This window comes from Pseudomonas sp. NyZ480 (assembly GCF_029537255.1).
GTDB classification, from domain to species: domain Bacteria; phylum Pseudomonadota; class Gammaproteobacteria; order Pseudomonadales; family Pseudomonadaceae; genus Aquipseudomonas; species Aquipseudomonas taiwanensis.
The window spans coordinates 2,878,369-2,898,927 of the sequence record NZ_CP120626.1 but is presented as its reverse complement, the minus strand read 5'-3'; the positions used below and the strand labels follow the sequence as shown (position 1 = coordinate 2,898,927).

Annotated in this window: 16 protein-coding genes; 3 read left to right on the top strand and 13 right to left on the bottom strand. The window is 62.5% G+C overall.

Annotated features, from left to right (window positions below):
- Window positions 1-52 precede the first annotated feature (52 nt).
- The 10 genes from hbdH to P3R38_RS13130 form a co-directional block, all read right to left on the bottom strand.
- A complete protein-coding gene (gene hbdH, locus P3R38_RS13175) occupies window positions 53-823 on the bottom strand; it encodes a 3-hydroxybutyrate dehydrogenase (protein WP_023380744.1) in 771 nt (256 codons plus the stop codon).
- A 10-nt stretch (window positions 824-833) separates the two neighbouring features.
- Window positions 834-2,225: a GntP family permease gene (locus tag P3R38_RS13170; RefSeq protein ID WP_277686220.1), complete on the bottom strand. Its 1,392-nt coding sequence runs from the start codon at window positions 2,223-2,225 to the stop codon at window positions 834-836.
- A gap of 255 nt (window positions 2,226-2,480) precedes the next feature.
- Window positions 2,481-3,860 carry a sigma 54-interacting transcriptional regulator gene (locus P3R38_RS13165; protein ID WP_277686219.1) on the bottom strand — a complete coding sequence of 460 codons (1,380 nt, stop codon included), beginning with the start codon at window positions 3,858-3,860 and terminating at the stop codon, window positions 2,481-2,483.
- A gap of 82 nt (window positions 3,861-3,942) precedes the next feature.
- Window positions 3,943-4,959 (bottom strand): ABC transporter permease, encoded by a 1,017-nt coding sequence (locus P3R38_RS13160; protein WP_023380739.1) that lies wholly within the window; start codon window positions 4,957-4,959, stop codon window positions 3,943-3,945.
- On the bottom strand, window positions 4,959-6,017 hold the full coding sequence (locus P3R38_RS13155; protein ID WP_023380737.1) for a microcin C ABC transporter permease YejB: 1,059 nt from the start codon (window positions 6,015-6,017) through the stop codon (window positions 4,959-4,961). Before P3R38_RS13155 ends, P3R38_RS13160 begins: the two co-directional genes overlap by 1 nt.
- A complete protein-coding gene (locus P3R38_RS13150; protein WP_027907357.1) occupies window positions 6,014-7,858 on the bottom strand; it encodes an extracellular solute-binding protein in 1,845 nt (614 codons plus the stop codon). Before P3R38_RS13150 ends, P3R38_RS13155 begins: the two co-directional genes overlap by 4 nt.
- 16 nt (window positions 7,859-7,874) lie before the next feature.
- Entirely contained in the window at window positions 7,875-8,156 is a 282-nt protein-coding gene (locus P3R38_RS13145; RefSeq protein WP_023380733.1) for a peptidylprolyl isomerase, read from the bottom strand.
- A gap of 78 nt (window positions 8,157-8,234) precedes the next feature.
- Window positions 8,235-9,296, bottom strand: a complete 1,062-nt coding sequence (locus tag P3R38_RS13140; protein WP_277686218.1) for a 3-deoxy-7-phosphoheptulonate synthase — start codon at window positions 9,294-9,296, stop codon at window positions 8,235-8,237.
- A gap of 533 nt (window positions 9,297-9,829) precedes the next feature.
- Window positions 9,830-11,455: a methyl-accepting chemotaxis protein gene (locus tag P3R38_RS13135; protein ID WP_104881716.1), complete on the bottom strand. Its 1,626-nt coding sequence runs from the start codon at window positions 11,453-11,455 to the stop codon at window positions 9,830-9,832.
- A gap of 230 nt (window positions 11,456-11,685) precedes the next feature.
- Window positions 11,686-12,888, bottom strand: coding sequence for an NAD(P)/FAD-dependent oxidoreductase (locus tag P3R38_RS13130; protein WP_277686217.1), 1,203 nt, complete (start codon window positions 12,886-12,888; stop codon window positions 11,686-11,688).
- A gap of 278 nt (window positions 12,889-13,166) precedes the next feature.
- Between P3R38_RS13130 and P3R38_RS13125 the strand changes: the two genes are divergently transcribed.
- A complete protein-coding gene (locus P3R38_RS13125) occupies window positions 13,167-13,709 on the top strand; it encodes an Rrf2 family transcriptional regulator (protein ID WP_023380726.1) in 543 nt (180 codons plus the stop codon).
- Between the two features lie 66 nt (window positions 13,710-13,775).
- On the opposite strand, the gene P3R38_RS13120 is transcribed toward P3R38_RS13125, so the two are convergent.
- From P3R38_RS13120 to P3R38_RS13110, 3 genes are all read right to left on the bottom strand, one after another.
- Complete coding sequence (locus P3R38_RS13120) at window positions 13,776-15,380, bottom strand: hypothetical protein (protein WP_277686216.1); 1,605 nt, start codon at window positions 15,378-15,380, stop codon at window positions 13,776-13,778.
- A gap of 61 nt (window positions 15,381-15,441) precedes the next feature.
- On the bottom strand, window positions 15,442-17,178 hold the full coding sequence (locus P3R38_RS13115; RefSeq protein WP_277686215.1) for a hypothetical protein: 1,737 nt from the start codon (window positions 17,176-17,178) through the stop codon (window positions 15,442-15,444).
- Window positions 17,175-19,001 (bottom strand): tyrosinase family protein, encoded by a 1,827-nt coding sequence (locus P3R38_RS13110; protein WP_277686214.1) that lies wholly within the window; start codon window positions 18,999-19,001, stop codon window positions 17,175-17,177. The genes P3R38_RS13115 and P3R38_RS13110 overlap by 4 nt, the downstream gene beginning before the upstream one ends.
- A gap of 160 nt (window positions 19,002-19,161) precedes the next feature.
- Between P3R38_RS13110 and P3R38_RS13105 the strand changes: the two genes are divergently transcribed.
- Window positions 19,162-19,641 carry an Lrp/AsnC family transcriptional regulator gene (locus P3R38_RS13105; RefSeq protein ID WP_027907360.1) on the top strand — a complete coding sequence of 160 codons (480 nt, stop codon included), beginning with the start codon at window positions 19,162-19,164 and terminating at the stop codon, window positions 19,639-19,641.
- Between the two features lie 318 nt (window positions 19,642-19,959).
- Window positions 19,960-20,487, top strand: a complete 528-nt coding sequence (locus P3R38_RS13100) for a DUF3455 domain-containing protein (protein ID WP_104881719.1) — start codon at window positions 19,960-19,962, stop codon at window positions 20,485-20,487.
- The last annotated feature ends 72 nt before the right edge of the window (window positions 20,488-20,559 follow it).

Sequence of the window (20,559 nt, the reverse complement as noted above, 5' to 3'; positions counted from 1 at the left end):
TCCTTGCAATCAAACGGGTGCAATGCCGCCGCCAGGCCCCGGTCGCCCTCTGTCATTGGGCCAGCCAGCCGCCATCGACGTTCCAGGCGGCGCCGCGGACCTGGCTTGCGGCCTCGCTGCAGAGGAACAATACCAGTTCACCCAGATGCTCGGGAGTGACGAAGGCCAATGAAGGTTGTTTCTCGGCCAGCAGGTCGTGCTGGGCTTGCAGCGGATCGCCGCCATGGGCTGCACGGTCGTCAATCTGCTTTTGCACCAATGGCGTCAGCACCCAGCCAGGGCAGATGGCGTTGCAGGTGACGTTGTCGGTAGCGGTTTCCAGTCCGACCACTTTGGTCAGCCCGACCACGCCATGCTTGGCCGCCACATACGCGGCCTTGCCGCTGGAGCCGACCAAGCCATGCACCGAGGCGATGTTGATGATCCGCCCCCAGTTGCGTTCGCGCATGCCTGGCAGCGCCAGCCGGGTTCCGTGGAACACCGCCGACAGGTTGAGGGCGATGATCTTGTCCCAGGCTTGTACCGGGAACTGCTCCACCGGCGCCACATGTTGAATACCAGCATTGTTGACCAGGATATCGACACCGCCGAATTCGCGATTGGCGAGGGCGAACAGCGCCTCGATCTGGGCCGCATCGGACAGATCCGCCGGGTGATGCGCTACCTTCACGCCGTGGCGGGCGATCTCGGCCAGGGCTGGCGCCGGGTCGCCGAAGCCATTGAGCACGATGTTGGCACCCGCGCGCGCCAGCACTTGGGCGATGCCCAGGCCAATGCCGCTGGTGGAACCGGTGACGAGTGCAGTCTTGCCGTTGAGCGTCATGTAAAGCTCCTTAGACGATGCCGGTGGCGTAGAAAGTGGCGATGACCACGAATACCGCCAGGGTCTTGATCAATGTAATGCCGAAAATGTCTTTGTAGGCCTCTTGATGGGTCAGGCCCGTCACCGCCAGCAATGTGATCACCGCGCCGTTGTGCGGCAGGGTATCCATGCCGCCGCTGGCCATGGCGGCCACCCGGTGGAGCACTTCGAGCGGAATGTTGGCGGCGTTGGCAGCGGCGATGAAGCTTTCGCTCATGGCAGCCAGGGCGATGCTCATGCCACCGGATGCCGAGCCGGTGATGCCCGCCAGCAGCGTGACGGTAATGGCTTCGTTGACCAGCGGGTTGGGGATGGCGCGCAGGGCATCGGCCAGTACCAGGAATCCCGGCAGCGACGCAATCACCGCGCCGAAACCGTACTCCGAGGCGGTATTCATTGCCGCCAGCAGCGCACCACTGACCGCGCTCTTGGTGCCCTCCGCCAGGCGTGCACGAATGGCGCCAAAGGCACACACCAGTACCATCAAGATACCCACCAGCAAGGCTGCCTGCACTGCCCAGATGGCCGTGAGCTTGGCCACGTCGCTGTTGACCGGCGCGCTCATGCCCGGCAGTTGCAGGGTGTGGCTGGGGCCGTACCACTGTGGAATCCAATGGGTGAACAGCAGGTTCATGACCCCCACCAGCACCAGGGGCGACAAGGCCAGCCAGGGGTTGGGCAAGGTCAGGTCGGGGGCGGTCTCCGGCTCGTTGCGCAGGTCCTTGCCATAGCCTTCGCCTGCGCGCTGGGCCTTGTTGCGCTGGCGTTGCAGGTAGAGCATGCCTGCGCAGAACACGAACAAGGTGCCGATCAGTCCCAGCCAGGGTGCGGCCCAGGCGGTGGTATTGAAGAATGTGCTGGGGATGATGTTCTGGATCTGCGGCGTGCCGGGCAGGGCGTCCATGGTAAAGGAGAACGCACCGAGGGCGATGGTCGCCGGGATCAGTCGCTTGGGGATGTCGCTTTGGCGGAACATTTCGGCGGCGAACGGGTAAACCGCGAACACCACCACGAACAGCGACACGCCCCCGTAGGTAAGCAAGGCGCAGACAAGTACGATCACCAGCATGGCTTGCCGGGTGCCGAGCAGACCGATGGCAGCCGCGACGATAGAGCGAGAGAAGCCTGACAGTTCGATCAGCTTGCCGAACACCGCGCCTAGCAGGAAGACCGGGAAGTAGAGTTTGATGAAGCCGACCATTTTCTCCATGAACACCCCGGTGAATGCGGGGGCCACGGCGGCCGGGTCAGTGAGCAGTACCGCGCCGAGGGCGGCGATAGGGGCGAACAGGATCACGCTGTAGCCGCGGTAGGCGGCCAGCATCAGCAGGGCCAGGGCGGCCAGTGCGATGAGCACGGTCATCGGGATGAATCTCCTGGGTGGGTCTTGTTGTTATCGGTTACCAGGGGATAGCGGGAATCGTGCCAACCTTATAAGTGATTGAATTACATAGATAAATTTGGTGGTTATGACGTATTTGTCTCTGATTTGAGACGGTTGGGCCCGCTTTGCAGTCCCTCGCCGGCACGCCGGGTCCTAACACGTGTCGTGTAGGCGAAGGATTGCCGGCGGTTGGGGTGGTATCCCTATATAGAGACATGAATCTCAAAAATGAGACTAAAGCCCAAGCGCCACCATCTTCTTGTATAAGGTGGAGCGCCCCAGCCCCAACAACTTCGCGGCGTGCGGCACATTCCCCGAACATTCCAGCAAGGCATCGCCAATCAACTTGCGCTCGAACTGTTCACAGGCCTCTCGGTATGTTTGCCGCGTCACAGCCGCCACCGGGCTCAATGGCCCCAGCGCCGAGCGTACTTCCGCAGGCCCCAGCCGCGGCTGGTCGGCCAACAACGTGGCCCGCTCCAACACATTGCGCAACTCCCGGATATTTCCTGGCCACGCGTGCCGGGCCAATAGCTGCAATGCCTCGGGCTCCAACTCGTACTGGCTGCCCAGCTCGGCCAGGATCGCTTCGCATAACGCTGGCAAGTCCTCCAGGCGCTCACGCAATGGCGGCACGGCGACGGGCAGCACGTTCAACCGGTAATACAGGTCGGCGCGAAACGCTCCACGGTCCATGGCGGCCTGCAGGTCGATGGAGGTGGCGGCGATAATCCGCACGTCGCTGCGCAGCATCTGGTTCGAACCCACAGGCTCGTATTCCTTTTCCTGCAGCACGCGCAGCAACTTGCTCTGCAGGGCCAGCGGCATGTCACCGATCTCGTCCAGGAACAGCGTGCCGCCCTCGGCCAGTTGTAGCTTGCCGCTGCGGCCCTTTCGGTCGGCGCCGGTGAAGGCACCTGGGGCGGTGCCGAAGAATTCGGCCTCCAGCAAGGTCTCTGGAATGGCCGCGCTGTTGATGCTGACGAACGCCTTGTGCGCGCGCGCCGAGGCGGCATGAATCGCATGGGCCAGCAACTCCTTGCCGGTGCCGGTCTCGCCCAGCAACAGCACGGGCGAATCGCTGCTCGCGCCACGCCGCGCCCGGCGCTTGGCCTCGAGGCTGGCCGCGCTGCTGCCGACGAACTGGGCGAAGCTGTACTTGGCCTGACGTGCCCTTAGCTGTGAGCGGGTGGACGCCAATTCCTGCTGCATGCTCGAGTAGCGTTTGAGGAGTGGCGACAGGCTGCGCAGTTCGTCAAACAAGGCAAAGCCGATGGCCCCGATCAGCGCGCCCTGGTCATCGTGGATGGGCAAGCGCATGACCACCAATGGGTCGTTGTGGGTGTCGAGCATGTCCAGCAGGATTGGCCGGCCATTGCTGACCACCTCCCGCATCAGGCTGCCAGGGATCACCGACTCACACGGCTGGCCGATGGCGCTCGCGGCATCGGCCAGGCCAAAGCGCCGGGCATAGCGCTCGTTCATCCAGACGATGCGGGCCTGGCGGTCGACGATCACCGTGCCTTCGCTGGATTGCTCGATGATCTCGAACAGCGAGCGGATCGCCAGTTGCCTTACCTGGGGATAGTCCTTGAGGCTGTCGCTGTCGTGCATGGAGGAGGCCTGTTGAGGGGGAGACGCATTATGCGGCGAGGTATGGCCTGGGTGAAGACTGTGCTGCCTTGTCCGCGCCACGCTAGCGGCGAGGATCGAAAGCTTCGCGCAGCGCATCACCAATGAACACCAGTAGCGACAGGATCACCGCGAGGGCGAAGAACGCGGTAAAGCCCAACCACGGTGCCTCTAGGTGTTGCTTGCCCTGGGTCACCAGTTCGCCCAGCGAAGCGCTCCCTGCCGGCATGCCGAAGCCAAGGAAGTCCAATGCGGTCAGGGTGGTGATGGCCCCGGTGAGCATGAAGGGGATGAAGGTCAGGGTGGCATTCATGGCGTTGGGCAGGATATGCCGCAGCATCACCTGGGTATCGGGCAACCCGAGGGCACGGGCGGCCTTGACGTACTCAAGGTTACGCCCACGAAGGAACTCGGCGCGCACCACATCGACCAGGCTAAGCCATGAGAACAGCGCCATGATCCCCAGCAGCCACCAGAAGTCAGGCTCGACGAAACCACTGAGGATGATCAGCAGGTACAGCACCGGCAACCCTGACCATACCTCCAGCAACCGTTGCCCGAGCAGGTCGACCCAGCCGCCGTGGTAGCCCTGCAGGGCGCCGGCCATTACCCCGATCAGCACACTGACGACGGTAAGGGCGAAGGCGAACAGTAGCGACACCCGCGTGCCATAAAGCACCCTGGCCAGTACATCGCGTCCCTGGTCGTCGGTGCCCAGCCAGTTGCTGGCACTGGGTGGGCTGGGTGTGGGCACCTGCAGGTCGTAGTTCGGCGTGTCGGCGCTGAAGGGAATTGGGGCGAACAGCATCCAGCCACCCTGGCTTTCGATCAGTTGGCGCACATAGGCACTGCGATAGTCAGGCTGAAACGGCAATTGGCCGCCGAACTGCTGCTCGCTGTAGCGCTTGAACGCTGGAGCGTACAACTCGCCCTTGTAGCCCAGCAGCAAGGGTTTGTCATTGGCCACTAGCTCGGCGCCGAGGCTCAGCACAAGCAATCCGGCGAACAGCCACAAGGAAAGCCAGCCGCGGCGGTGGTTGCGAAAACGCTGCAGGCGGCGGCGGGAGACAGGCGAAAGCATCAGCGTACCCTCGCGTCGAAGTCGATGCGTGGGTCGAGCAGGGTGTAGGACAAGTCGCCGATCAAGCGAATCAGCAACCCCGCCAGGGTGAAGATGAACAGCGTGCCGAACACGATCGGGTAGTCCCTCGACACCGCGGCCTCATAGCTCAGGCGGCCCAGGCCATCGAGGGAGAAAATCACCTCGATCATCAGCGAACCGGCGAAGAACACTGTGATCAATGCCTGGGGCAGGCCGGCCAGGACCAGCAGCATGGCGTTGCGCAATACATGCCCGTACAGGACCCGGCGCTCACTGAGGCCTTTGGCCCGCGCCGTGACCACGTACTGGCGGGAAATCTCGTCGAGGAAAGCGTTCTTGGTCAGCAGCGTGAGCGTGGCGAAACCGCCGATCACCAGCGATCCGACAGGCAGTATCAGGTGCCAGAAATAGTCGGCGACCTTGCCCAGTAGGCTGAGTTGGTCGAAATTCTCCGAGACCAGCCCACGCACCGGGAACCAGTTGAGCGAGGTGCCACCTGCGAAGAGTACGATCAGCAACAGGGCGAACAGGAACGAGGGCAGGGCATAGCCGACCACGATCAGCGCGCTGCTCCAGGCATCGAAGCGACTACCGTGGCGCACTGCCTTGCGGATCCCCAGCGGGATGGACACCAGATAAGTGATCAGGGTGGCCCAGAAACCCAGGGACAGGGTCACCGGCAGTTTCTCCAGAATCAGGTCGGTCACCTTGGCGCCGCGGAAGAAACTCTGGCCGAAATCCAGCCGGGCATACTGTTCGAGCATCAACCAGAGGCGCTCGGGGGCGGACTTGTCGAAGCCGTATTGATGCTTGATCTCTTCGAGCAGCTTGGGGTCCAGGCCACGGCCAGCGCGAGACTCGCCATGCACGGCCTCGGCCCGTGCCCCGGGCGCACCGCCACCCAGCCCCTGCAGCCTGGCCACCGCCTGTTCGACCGGACCGCCCGGCGCAGCCTGGACGATGACGAAGTTGACCAGCAGGATGGCCAGCAGGGTAGGCACGATCAACAACAGGCGACGCAGGATATAGGCAGTCATGGCGACATCTTCCGGCGCTCGGCCATCTGCGCATTGGTCAGTGCGGTCGGGCTGATTTCCCACCAGGTGTCCAGGCCTTCATCATAGGCAGCCTGGACCTTGGGCAGGCCAAAACGGTTCCACCAGACGGTGGAGCTGCCGGGTGGATAGTAGTTGGGGATCCAGTAGTAGTTCCATTGCAGCACCCGGTCCAGGGCATGGGCGTGGCGCAGCATGTCGGCCTGGGTGCTGGCGCGGACCAGGCCATCGATCAAGGTGTCCACCGCCGGGTCCTTGAGCACCATCAGGTTGTTCGACCCCGGGTCGTTGGCCGCTGCCGAGCCGAAGTAATTGTACAGTTCGGCACCGGGCGACAAGGTGACAGGGTAGCCGGTGACGATCATGTCGTAGTCTCGGGCCATCAGACGGTTGATGTACTGAGCCGAGTCGACGTTGCGTATATTCAGCGTGATGCCGATCTGCGCCAGGTTGCGCTTCCACGGCAGTAGCAGCCGCTCCATCCCGGACTGGCCGTTCAAGAAGGTGAACGCCAGCGGTTCGCCCTGCGCATTCACTAGCTGGTCACCCTGGGGGTGCCAGCCGGCCTGCTGCAACAAGGCCAGTGCCTGCAGCTGCTGCGTTCGGATGATGCCAGAGCCGTCGGTCACCGGTGCCGTATACACCTGGCTGAATACTTCATCGGGGACCTTGCCCCGTAGCGGTTCGAGCACCTGCAGTTCGCTGGCGTCGGGCAGCGCACGTGCAGCAAGGGGGGTGTTGGAGAACATGCTCTGCTGGCGGATGTACAGGCGGCGCATCATCTGCCGGTTGCTCCATTCGAAATCCCAGAGCATCGCCAGCGCCTGGCGCACACGGCGGTCGTTGAATTGCGGGCGGTCCAGGTTGAACACGAAGCCCTGGGCCGTTTGCGGCTTGGCAGGGCCTAGATGGGCCCGTTGCAAGCGACCATCGTCCAGCTGCGCGCCATTGTAGCCTAGCGTGTAGGCCGTTGCGGAGAACTCGCGGTTGTAGTCGTAGCCGCCGCCCTTGAGCACCTGGCGGGCCACTTCGGTGTCGCCAAAGTACTCGATGCGGATCTGGTCGAAATTGTAGCGGCCACGGCTGGCCGGCAAATCTTTGGCCCACCAGCCGGGGTTGCGTTCGAAGGTGATGCTGCGGCCGTTGTCGATCCGGCCGATTCGGTAAGGGCCGCTACCGACGGGCTTTTCAAAGCCTGCGCCATTGGCAAAGTCACGGTTCTGCCAGTCGTGCTCAGGCAGTACCGGAAGGCTGGCCACGTCCAAGGCCAGGGTACGGCCATGGGGTTGCTTGAAATCGAAGCGTACCCGATGCGGGCTTTCCACCGTCACGCTGGTAACTTCCGCGAACTGGGTGCGGAACTTGAGGCTGCCCTTGCTCATCAGCAACTGGTAGGTAAACCGTACGTCTTCGGCGCGCACCGGCTTGCCATCGGCGAAGGTGGCGCGCGGGTCGATCTCCAAACGCAGCCAGGCATCGTCTGGCCCACGCTCCATGCGCCGGGCGATCAGCCCGTAGACGGTGTAGGGTTCGTCGAACGAGCGCACTGCCAGGGGCGCATACAGCCAGCCGTCGACCTCGGAAACACCGATGCCTTTGTCGATGTAGGGCAGGATGTGGTCGAACTGGCCGATTTCGATGGCCGAACGGCGAATGCTACCGCCTTTGGGTGCATCGGGGTTGACGTAGTCGAAATGGCGGAAGGCCTGGCCATAACGGGGGGCTTCACCATAGACGGTGAGGGCGTGGGTGGGGGCTGCCTTGGCTGTGAGGGACAGGCACAACAGTGCGAGCCCCCACACGCTTGCTCCCCTGGGGAACATCACCGGCAACGGTGACTTAGTCCTGGCGGCTGGTCACTTCCAGCAGGTGGTAACCGAATTGGGTCTTCACCGGGCCTTGGACAACATTCAGCGGGGCGCTGAACACCACGGTATCGAATTCGCGAACCATCTGGCCTGGACCGAACGAGCCCAGGTCACCGCCTTGACGGCTGGACGGACAGGTAGAATTGGCCTTGGCGACTTCAGCGAAGTCGGCACCGGCTTCGATCTGGGCTTTGAGCTCGTTGCATTTCTCTTCCGAGCTGACCAGGATGTGGCGGGCAGTGGCACGTGCCATGGGAACTACTCCTTGGGTTAAAAAGCAAGCCTAACGCACTTGTCTGGGATATGTCTCGCAAGGCTTGCTGTACGTTTCCTACAAGCGCGCTGCCGCGTCACGCAACAGCGTTTCGGTCGACGCCCAACCCAGGCAACCATCGGTAATCGACACGCCGTACTTCAACGTGCCCTTGTCCAGTGCCTGGCAACCGTCGAACAGATGCCCTTCGAGCATCACGCCGACGATCGAGCGATCACCGGCCAGGCGTTGGCTCAGCACCTGCTCGAACACGGCCGGTTGGCGAGCCGGGTCTTTGCCGCTGTTGGCATGACTGCAATCGACCAAGATCCGTGCTGCCAGCCCTGCTTTGGCCAGGCCCTGGCGGGCTTGGGCGATGCTCTGTGCGTCGTAGTTGGGGCCTTTGTGGCCACCGCGCAGTACCAGGTGGGTATCCGGATTGCCCAGGGTTTCGATGATCGCCGGGTAGCCCTGCGCATCCATGCCGAAGTGGCGATGGGGATGGGCGGCGCTACGCATGGCGTCGCAGGCGATTCCGACACCGCCATCGGTGCCATTCTTGAAGCCCACTGGCAGTTCGAGCCCGCTGACCATCTCGCGGTGAATCTGCGACTCGGTGGTGCGTGCGCCAATGGCGGCCCAGCCCAGCAGGTCGTCGAAGTAGCTGGCGGCCATCGGTTGCAGCAGTTCGGTGGCAATCGGCAGGCCGCGCTCGATCATGTTGAGCATCAGGCCACGGGACAAGGCGATACCCGAGTGCATGTCATCGCTGCCATCGAGGTGCGGGTCGTAGGCCAGGCCTTTCCAGCCGACGGTGGTGCGTGGCTTTTCGACGTAGGCACGCATCACCAGCAACAGCTGGTCGTTCACTTCGCGGCTGAGGGCTGCGAGGCGGTCGGCGTATTCCAGGGCCGAGCGCGGGTCGTGGATCGAGCACGGGCCGACGACTACCAAAAGACGTTCGTCGCGGCCTTCGAGAATGGCGCGGATCGCTTGGCGGTGGGCCTGGACTTGTTGGGCGAGCTCGAGGGACAGCGGCATCTGCTGCTTGAGCAAGTGCGGGCTGGGCAGGCGCTTGCTGACGGTGGTGTTGGCAGCTTGAGGCTGGGAAAGGGGCAGGGCGAGGTTGGAAGCTTGCATGGCGTGGTATCCCTGGGCGGACGGCGGGTGCTGGCCCGCTCGATCGGCCCTATCGAGGTGTTCGACAGATCGTCAAATTCGGTTCTTGTGCGGCAGTGCCACCGGAGATCGACCGTACGGAGGCGGCAGGCTGGCCCGAACGGGATTGGCTAAATCGCCAGGCATAGGTATTTGCGTAGCAGTAAGTGGCGTAGTTCATGAATCTGTCCTCAGTGTGAATCGGTGTTGTCGATGGCCTGAAAAGCAAAACCCCCGGTCGGGGAGCCGACCGGGGGTTTGAGTATTCTCGTATTCGGCGGCCCCTCGAAAGTGGGCGCCGTGTGGGTATCAGCGGCGCCTAGTGGCTAAACCAATACCCAAAATAAAAGCTGGCGACAGCCTCGCAGCCAGCAACGGCCAGCACAGGACGCGCGGTGCGACCGGTGTGTTTGGCGGGGTTGCAGGTGTGTTTCGGCATGTTGCTCTCCAATGAATGAGCCCGAGCATACTTCAGGTGCCGCGCGGTATTCAATGGATAAATACTATTGAGCCGATCACACCTTGAACTGCGCCACCATGCCGTTCAGGTCAACCGCCAGGCGCGAGAGGTCCTGGGCTGCCGCGCTGGTCTGGTTGGCCCCCGCTGAGGTCTGCATCGCCAGATCACGGATGTTCACCAGGTTGCGATCCACTTCGCGTGCCACCTGCGCCTGCTGCTCGGACGCGCTGGCGATCACCAGGTTGCGCTGGTTGATCGAGGCGATTGCCTCGGCGATCACTTCCAGCGCCTGACCTGCTGATTGCGCCACCTCCAGGGTGCCGTTGGCCCGGCCTTGGCTGCTGTGCATGGCGGACACCGCCCGTTCGGTACCAGACTGAATACCGACGATCATCTGCTCGATCTCGGCGGTGGACTGCTGGGTACGGTGGGCGAGGGCGCGGACTTCGTCAGCCACTACGGCGAAACCTCGGCCCGCTTCACCGGCGCGTGCGGCCTCGATGGCGGCATTGAGCGCCAGCAGGTTGGTCTGACCGGCGATGGCACCGATCACGTCGAGCACGCGGCTGATTTCGTTGGCGTTGCTGGCCAGCTGTTCGATCTCCTGTGAGGTGCCGGAGACGTCCTGGACCAGATGCTGGATCGACTCCAGGGCCTGGTTGACCTGGTCACGGCCGTCGCGAGTGGTGCGGTCGGCGCCCTTGGAGGCATCGGCGGTGCTCACCGCATTGTTGGCCACTTCTTCCACCGCGGCGGTCATCTGGTTGACCGCAGTGGCGGCCTGGTCGATTTCCGCACTCTGCTGGTGCAGGCCGCGACTGGTGTCTTCGGTGACGGTGTGCAGCTCTTCGGATGCCGACGCCAGCTGGTCGGAAGACGCGGCGATCTTGCGAATGGTGTCGCGCAGGCTCTCCTGCATGCGGCTCAGTGCGCCCAGCAGCAGGGCGGGCTCATCGCGGCCGCTCACCTTGATCGGCTGGGTCAGGTCACCGGTAGCGACGCGCTCGGCCACGCTCACGGCTTCGCCCAGTGGCACGACGATGCTGCGCGTGAGCAGGGTGGCGATGGCGGCAAGGGCGAGCATGATGACCACCAGCGAAACAGTGATGGCCAGGAAGGCTTCGTCCGCCATGTCGCTGCTGCGTTGCGAAGCGTCTTCGGCGCCTTTGCCGTTGTAGGCGATGAGGGCGCTCATGGCCTTCATCATGCTATCGGCGTGCTGGGTCAGCGGGCCGCTGATACGCTGCTTGGCTTGAGCGATACGGCCGGCGGCGAGGTCTTCGATCACCAGGGCCTGGCCCTCGTAGTACTGCTGGTGAGCCGTGGTGAATGCAGCGAACAGGGCGCGGTCGTCGGCGTCGATGATGGTTGTCTCATAGTCCTTGAGGCCGCTTTGCAACTGCTCGTTGATGCCTTTGAGCTGCTCGATGTTGCGGGCGCGTTCGCTGTCGTTATCGTCCAGTGCGGCGCGCAGGGTGATGGCACGGGCTCGACCGAGATTGCTGCTGATCTCGCTCAATGCGACCACCGAAGGCATCCACGTCATGCGGATCTCATCCGTGGCCTTGTCCATTTGCCGGGTTTCGAACAGCGCGATCAGGCCCATGGCCAGGACCAGGATGCCCAACAAGGCGAACACGCTGGCAGCGCGAATGCCGATCTTCATATTCCTTAGCTGCATTGATTGCTCCTTGACGTCGTCGTGCAGGCGTCAAGAGCATGGTCGCAAGGCCGGGTCACCGGGGCTGGCGCCAGGCTCTTGATGCGCTGCGAATTAAGTGTGTTTTTCTCACCCTCATTTCTTTTTTGTTTGAATGATGCCACGGTGCCATCATTGCTGAACAGCCATTCAACTTCGTTGTGCAAAAGACGCGTCCGCCCTCGTTGGCGGACTTGTCAGTTCCCTGGCGGTCAGACGACAGGAATCAACGGGTCGGCAGCTGCGAGGGCCTGGGTACGGTCCGCAGCGGGCGGGTAGATCCATACCGAGTTGATCTGGCGTTTGAGATGCTTACCCTCCGGGCCTTGCAGCTTGAGCTCACGTTCCCAGCCTTCGGTGAATGCCGCGCCCCATTCACCAAGGTCCAGGCAGGTGACGTACTTGGGTTGACGGTAGGCGACCGGTTGCAGCTCGAGCAGGTCGGCCGCTGCGTTGTTACCACTGTGGCGGCCCATGGGGATGGCATGCTGGCAGGTCATCAGCGCGTGGTTGCCCAGATCGTCCACCGCCGCCCAAGCGGTATCGCCGGTGGCATAGATATGCGATTGGCCGATCACTTTCAGGTGCTCGTCGACCCGCAGACGTCCAAGGCTGTCGCGCTCTCCGGCAATTTGCGCGGTCAGTGGGCTGGCCTTCACGCCGACTGTCCAGATAACCGTATGGCTAGCGACGTATTCGCCGTTGTCGAGGGTCACGCCTCCGGCATCGACTGCTACTACCGAGCTGCCGGTCAGCCATTGCACGCCCGCTTGTTCGCAAGCCGCGACGATCGAAGGTGTGATGCCTGCGCCAAGCGCCCCTCCCACGGTGGCACCACGGTCGATGACCAGTACCCGTAACGAAGCCTGTTCGCCCAGCACCGACCGCAGGCGAGCTGGCATTTCAGTTGCTGTTTCGATGCCGGTGAAACCACCGCCACACACGACCACGGTGTTGCGTGCTGGCGACTCCGGTCGCGACGCGAGGGCTACAAGATGCTGTTCAAGACGCATGGCCGACTCCATCTGGTCGACATCGAAAGCGTATTCGACCAGGCCCGGCACGGCGGGGCGCGCGACTTGGCTGCCGGCGGCGAGAATCAGACGGTCATAGGTGATCCGTTGCAGCTGGCCGTGATTGTCGGTGTAGCTGACGCTGCGGCCTTGGGCGTCGATGGTGTCGGCGCTGCCTTGGATGAAGTGAATGCCAACGGCTTCGAAAAGCTCGCCCAGCGGCGCTTTCATGCTGTGGACATCCGCTTCGTAAAAGCGCGGGCGAATGCGCAGCTCAGGTTGTGGTGCAAGCACGCTGATGCGCACATCGTCGCGTCCAGCCTGGTCCAGCAGGCGGGCGGCGCTCAGGGCGCTCCAAACACCGGCAAAGCCGGCACCGATGATCAGGATGTTGGATTTCATGAGGGGCTCCGCAGGGGTCGTTCACGAGGTCTGGAAGGATTCGATGACGTCAGCTGAGTCGTTCGAATAACTACGACTGTATTGATCGTAGTTTATGGCCGCAAGCTTTTTTTCTCTTCGGCGCCTGGCAAGATGACGGTCAATCGCAGAGAAAGCCATTTATCCCGGGGTTGTAACAGCGGTTTAGGCATGTTTGTGAACGACGAACGGCGATCGACTACTTTGCTATTACGACGGTTAGCGCGTAACATTTACGACAGGATTAGTCGGAGATAGATATGTCCCTCTACAGTGCTGGGGTCGAATACGGCATCCACTGCTTGCTGTACTTGGTGGACGAGCGTGGTGAGACGCGCGAGTCCAGCGTCCGCGACCTGGCCGAGTTGCAAGGCGTGCCGCAGGAGTACCTGGCCAAGGTTTTCACCAAGTTGGCGCGCGCGGGGTTGGTGGCGGCGACCGAAGGGGTGCGTGGCGGTTTCCGCCTGGCGCGGCCGTCGGATGAAATCACCGTGCTCGACATCGTCACGGCGATCGATGGCCCGAAGAAAATCTTCGACTGCCGAGAAATTCGCGAGCGCTGCACACTCTTTGATGGCTCGCCTCCTGGATGGGCGACCGAGGGCACCTGTGCGATCCACGCGGTGATGCTCAATGCACAAAAACGCATGGAGGAAGCGCTGGCCCAGCAAACTATCCTTGACCTTGCCCGGCGTTTCGGGCGCAAAGCGCCGGCAGCGTTTGGCCAGCAGGTCAACGCGTGGATCAGTGAGCGACGCGAGGGAAAGGGCGGCGCCTTAGAGATACCGGTGAAGCAGGTGTAGCTTTCATCCTGCGTCACCGGCTCCGGGGCCCAGTTCGGTGCGAACAGCGATCACCTCATTTGCGCGTCAGGGGCGGTCCTTGAGCGTTTCGAAGGCTTTGACGCGCTTGATCAGACTTTTATGGCCGGCGGAACTCGCGCTGTTGAACAGGAAGGAGAAGTCCGAGGCCAAGGAGGGGCTGCCGGCAATCGTCGCGTACTGATGGCATTTGTTGCAGTCATCGCCCTGTACGTAAGTCTCCATGGTGGTGTTGGCCACCGGCACGTTGCCCTGACTGATGAACGGCCCGTATGACAGCGGCACCTGGGCATTGGCGCCCGGCTCCGGGCTGGGAGGATTGGGCGCGAGGGTCCACAGTACGTTGATCAGCTTGTAGTACTGGAACACCGACTGGCCGTGGGTCTGCTGTGCAAAGTTGGATTGCACCGCGCTGTTCAGGGCTTGCAGGTCGCTGGGGACGGGGTGCTCACGGGTGGTCTGTACCGGCTGGTCGCGTGGAAAGAGATCGGTGCAGTCCTTGTCGGGGTGGTATTGCTTGCACTGGATACGAGCCACATTGGGTTCACACGCAGGGCCGCTCCCACAGTCGGGGTTGTTGAAAGAGAAACCGTTCGGCGGGGTTCCTTGCGGCGGGGCCTGGTCCGGTTCGGGCACGTTGTCCACCTGCTCGAAGGTGGTCCAGATGAAATTGGGCGACGCCTGGGTCTTGTTGATGATATGCAGGCCCACCAGCCCCACCACTTCCTGGGTGCACTCCAGTGTGTCGGGGCGTTTGAGCCAGGCGACGGTGGTCAGGTAGCGCCCGAACAGCTCGGGTTTGCCGGTCAGCACACGCCACGCGGCCTTGAGCTCAAGCGCGCCCAGCTGCTCCTGTGGCACAGGGGTCGGCGGCAGCGAACGCATTGGCTCGCCGAGGGGCAGCGACAGGCCTTCCGGTGTATTGCCATCGAGGTTTTGCGCAACCTTCAACTGATTGGCGGCATCATAGAGCCCCTTCTCGACGATGTAGTCGAACTCGGCCTTGCCCACTTTGCGTTCAAAGAACACCAAGTTGCCAGACTGGTCCGTCAGCCAGCCGCCGGACGCTTCCATGACGGGGTCGGGAATAGAAGCGACCGTCCCGGTCGAGAGGTGGAAACCATGCAAGGCGTTGATCGCGCCTTCTGAGGTGGCATTCATGAACTTGCGTGCACCTACCTTCAGGGCCTTCAGACTGCCCTGGGTGCTGCAACCGGACGGTACCATGGTTTGCACGCCCCAACCGGTGGGCGTGGGCGCGCCGGGCAGGAAGATGTCGTTGGCATCTTTGTAGCTGGCCCACACGGGCGCCACGCTCATGGGTTGCCCCGGGGAAGAGGGCACTCCGAATTGCGCCAGGGTGCTGTTCATGTCGGGTTCACCCGCCAGGCTGGCGGTGGCAGGCCAGCCGGGATTGACCGGCCAGTTCAGGGCGATGAACAACTGCCAGGCAAAACAGTTCATGAACGCCTGGTTGGTGGCATTGAAGTTGTTGACCGGCAGGAACCCTCCACTGGCCGGATTGAACACCAATTGCTGTTGCACACAGCTGTCGGCATCCGACATCGTGGCTGCCGCAGCGGGAGGCAGGGCCGACAGATACAGCAACATGCCGCTCAACAGCGAGATGAGACTCAAGCGTGACCAGGACATCATTGCGCTCCTTGCAAGCTGTGAAGCCGCACCCGAAGGTGCGGCACGAGAGGGGCGTGGTTCAGGCGCCGGGCACCAGCGCCAGGCCGGCCTCCCAAGGGTGATCGGCCGCGCTCACGTTCGCGTCTTCGCCCGGATTGAGCGCGCGCACCATGACCAGACCGGGTGCTGCCGTCGGGCTCACCGTGATGGTGAGGATGTAGGCCTGGGTACCGCCGGAGTTGGTCTGTCCGGGAATGGCGGATGCGTCTGGCAGGTAGTGGGTGACCTGCGCCGTGATGCCGGGGTTGGAGAATTGCACCCGTGCATTCTGCGTCGTGGTGCTCGGGTCGGCGCCCTGCACCACCAGTACGAACGAGTTGCTGCTGCCCGGTGCAAGCCAGGCGGGCAGGTCGGTGGGTGATTGTCCGTAGAACAGGTCTACTGGCAGCAGTTGAACCGGCCAGGGTTGCAGCCCCTCAACCCGCGCCTGTACGCAAGGGAACGACGGGGGTGTGACGGTGATCGGCTTGGCGGTGACGCTCAGGCCCACCAGCAGTTGTTGGGCGATGACCCACACATAGTCGACCCGTTGGCCATTGATGGTGATGTCATTGATCGAGAAGCCTGCGCTTTGCGGAACCTCGAACACCGCCTGCAGGATCTGGTCGGAGCCGTTGGCCGCCGACTTGGCCGTGCCGCGCGTGATGCGCCAATACTGGCTCACGTCCTGGCCCTGCGGGCCTTTCCAGGCGCTGAAATCGGTGGGCTGCTGCAGGTACAGGCCAATGGGGTTGGTCAGCGACAGCCGATTGTTCACCGCCTTGGTATTGGCCATGAAGCCGATGTGCGGGTCGGAGTTGCGATAGTTCTGTCCGTACTGCGCGCAGCAGATCAGCGACTGGGCGTTCTGGCTGCTGCTCACCGGTCGCAGGAGGGTGGCGGCGGCAGCCAGGTACACCTCGGCACTGAGGGTGTTGGGGCCGGACGTCAGGTGCATCGCGCCGCCGTACTGGCCGGGTACACAGGTCGTACCGGCGTTCCATTTGTTGACCGTGTCATAGGCCGGCTGGCCGGTGGTGGGGTCGATCACTGGATCTCCGGCCTTGCCGGTCGGGCAATCGACGGCATAGCGCAGGTACAGGTCTTCGAGTTGCACGTTCGGGTCGATGTAGTCCCGGTACAGGCCCAGTACCGCGTTCGGATCGATGCGCCACATGGCCAGGAAATAGGCGGGGTTTTCGCAGGTGAATGTGATCTTGCGCATGTTGCCGTCGGTATCGCGCACGATGGACCACTCGCAGTACTCGTCGAGCCAGCCCCGTGGGCCGGAGGGCGAGAACGCCGTGTACTGGCCTTTCCAGTCGATGCTGGGGCAGCGCTTGGCCGGCAGTTGCAGCAAGGTCCCTTGGTTGTCGGGATCGTAGAGTTTGTAGAGGGTGTTGTTGAGGGTGATCTGGCCGTGATCGGCCAATTCCATCACCTGCTCCAGAGTCATGGCGTTGCCGCCCAGTTGGGGAACGATCGCCGCACCGTTGTTGTAGAAAAACGTCCAGAGCCGGTTGGGGAAGGGCGCCCAGGTGATCGCGGGGACAGTCACGTCACCGAAGCCTTCGACGAGCGGATTGTAGTAACCCGAGCGGGGGGCGTCGTTCAGGTTGGACCAGGGGTTGCCGATGATGGACGATTGGGTCCAGCCGGTGAGGTTGTTGTTCCAGTCGGTTTCAAACTGCGGCAACTGGTCTTCCAGGCCCAGCTTGTTGTAGTCCTTGGGGGCTTGGCCGGCGGGCGAGGTGAACTGTGTGAAGGAAGTGCTCATGTCGGTTCTCCTGGTAGGCGTGAGGTGGAAGCAGAACAACAGCCGGTCACCGGGGGCGGACCGGCAGGGGTTTGGCGCGGGTCATCCCACACCAGTCGGGCGATGAATCCAGGCAGGGTCGTGTATTGGTCGGGTGTCAGCACGCGGCCGCTGTCCACATGTGTGACCACCAGCGATAACGGCGTCGTAGCGTCGGGCGAGAGACCCAGCGCGCTGGCATTGCGGGCCGCATTCAGTGCGCGGGACACGCCGTGGGTGATGCAGCGGCCCTTGTCGTCCACCAACCCCATGCCGATACGGCTGAAGCGCCCCACGTAATGAGGGTTGTCGGCGCTTACGTGTTGCGCACTGGCGTCGGGCTGGTCGAGGAATACGTCGATCAGGTAGGTGTCATGGGTGCAACGAACATGGTCGAACACCACCCACGGCCCGGGCCCTGCAGCGGTATCCGCAGTCGAGGCGGATGTTGCGCTGTGCTTGCAGCAGGCACTGTTGGCTGCCTTGGGTGCGCCAAACTGCGGGGCTACCGGCACGCCGTAGTCGTAACCGATGTGTCGGCTGTCCTGGGCCATGTCACCCAGGGTGGTGTAGCGCCAAGGGTCGGCAGTGGTGAAGTTGAGTTGCGTGGCGTCACGCCCAACGAACGGCTGGAGCAGGCACTGCGTGGTGAATTGCGCCCCGGGGTGGGCCCTGATCCAGACTTCGAGCATGCGGTCGATGTTGGCGTGGTAGGAGCAAAACACCGGATCGAACGCGGTGTAGGCGTTATCGGCCATGTCGCCGCCGATCCAACCGTGGTAGTTGTCATGAGGTTGCTCGTACAGGCCATCGAAGTTGAGGCTGCGATTGGGGTACAGGCGGTCTTCCTGGGGAGGATCGAACACTGGAATGTTGGCCCATGGATAGCCGGGCACGCCCTGTGGCTGGCTGAAGGTGGCGAACTTCAGGGCATCGACCACCTGCTGCTGGAAGATCCGGCTCATGCCGAACAAGCGCGTGCGAGCGAAGCGCGACTCGTCGCCATGGGTGTAGAACAATGGATCGCGCTGTACGTACCGGCAATCCACCCCGTCGCCCGCGCCGCTGGCGCAGACCTTGGAACAGCCATCCTTGGCAGCCGCATAGCGCAAGGGGTTGGGCCGGGTCTGGCCGGTGTCCGGGTGCACATAGGTTTCATCGAGGAAGGCCTGGGGCAGGCCGGCTTGCGCGCTGCCATCGACGCTGGCGTCTTCGGCCATCCAGTCCCAGTAAGGGATTGCGCAGTCGATCAGTTCTTCGAGGTACAACAGGTAGGCCCGATGCCAGAGCGCAAAGGCCTCCTGATAATGCAGGCACCAATTGGTGTGGATATAGGCGTAACGTTGCCAGGGCGAGCCGCTGTCAGGGTCGCCCACGTGCATCACGTCGTCCAAGCGCGCGCGGTACAGGTTCAGCTCCTCCAGGCTCAGGGCGCGGATGTCCTGCCTCACCCGCTTGACCGGCTGCGGCAGGTCCGGCGGTGGGATGCGCTCGGCCAGGTCGAAGGGAGAACTGTCGTCCAGGCGCCAGCCCTGGTTGACCCACAACCTGAAGGTTTCCAGCGCATCGATTGGCCAGAACTGCTGCTGGTCCAGCGTCAGCGGCATGTTGCGCGAGGCGAGGTGCTGGTAAATGGTTTCTGACCAGGCCTTTACCGACCCAGGGTCGTCCAGATACACGAAATAGGCATTCATGCACCCGATCCAAGAGGCGGCCACGTCCGCTCGCTGCGCGGCGGGAATCCAGTACGGGGCGGTGAAAAGGCCGTGGATGTCCGCGGCCCATGTGGGTTTGGCAATGATCATGAGGTCCCTCTCATGCGGCCCTGCGGGCCAGATTTGGCCGGGCTGCTAAGCTCAGTTGATGGTAAAGAGCCAGCCCGCAGGGAATCGTGCAAATTGGCGCGTCCTCGTGGCGGATTCATTGCAGTTTTTCAAGGAAGACACGGGAAAAATGACAGACGCCATGGATCTGAAGATTCTTGGAAAGCTGCAAAAGGATTGCAGCCAGAATCTGGAATTGCTCAGCGACAGCGTCGGGCTGTCTTCCACCAGTTGCTACCGGCGGATCAGGCGATTGGAGAGCGCGGGCATCATCAAGGCCAAGGTCGCCATACTGGACGAGCGCAAACTGGGAATTCAGGTGACCGCGTTCTTTCTGGTCAAGCTCGATCGCGACAGCAACGACATCGACCGCAAGATGCAGCACATCCTCGCCAGCCACCCGGAGATCCAGGATTGCTACCTGATGACCGGCGAGTTCGATTTCGTGATGGTTGCCAAGTTTCGCGACGCCACCGAGTACACCGACTACATCTACCGGTTTCTCGATACGTACCGGGATATTCCGATTCGCACTTACTCTTCCACCCTGGTGGTGCGTACGGTGAAGAAATCCTACGAGCTACCGCTGGAAGGTGGGTTACACCGGGCCGTAGATGTCTGACGTTGTGTCAGCTGAATGAAGGGCAACCATCGCAGATTCGCACGGTGGGTCTCTCTTTCCATTTCCCAGCCCCATCCACTGACGCGTGATGAGCTGCTCGACATCAGCGGGATGAGCAGTTGCAGGAACACACCCTGCTGCTTCCTCGCGGAAACCAAAAGACCTTTCTGCGCAGTCGCCATTGGCCCTTATCCATTCGAGGTCTTTTCCGGCCCCCTCTATTTTTTCGCGGCAGTGCATCCATATCGGCAGTTGGCGGGTAGTGATTATCAGGCAGTCGCTCATCGCGCTGCCGATACCCTCTTCAGGAGCTTCCTTATGAGCACCAAGCCCGTAACCGCAATGCTCGCGATTTGTCTTGCACTCGGGGTTACCCCCGTCCATGCCCAGTCTGGCATTCCGGATGCCGTCAAGGTACCCGACGGCCACAAAGTCATGCTGGAAACCGTGGGGGTGGGGGAAATTACCTACGAGTGCAGAGACAAGGCCAATGCGCCAGGTCAAACAGAATGGTTCTTCATTGGCCCCAAAGCCGTTCTGAATGACCGCGCTGGTAAGCCAGTGGGTGACTATTTCGGTCCGCCCGCCACCTGGCAAGCCAAGGATGGCTCGAAAGTGACTGGCACCCAGCTCGCCGTTGCGCCTGCGGCCAAAGGCGACCTGCCTTATCAACTGGTCAAAGCTAACCCGGCAGACGGTGCGGGCGCCATGCAAGGCGTCAGCTACATACAGCGCCTCGCCACCCGTGGCGGTGTGGCACCGGCGGTGAGTTGCACGGAGCAAAACAAAGGGGCGCAGCAGATCGTCAAGTACCAGGCGGACTACGTGTTCTGGTCAGCCAAGTGACGATCCACCCGACGGCCTGGGTAACCAGGGCTTGAAGCGCTGTCTCCATTGCTCAGCTACGCTGCTGGACGA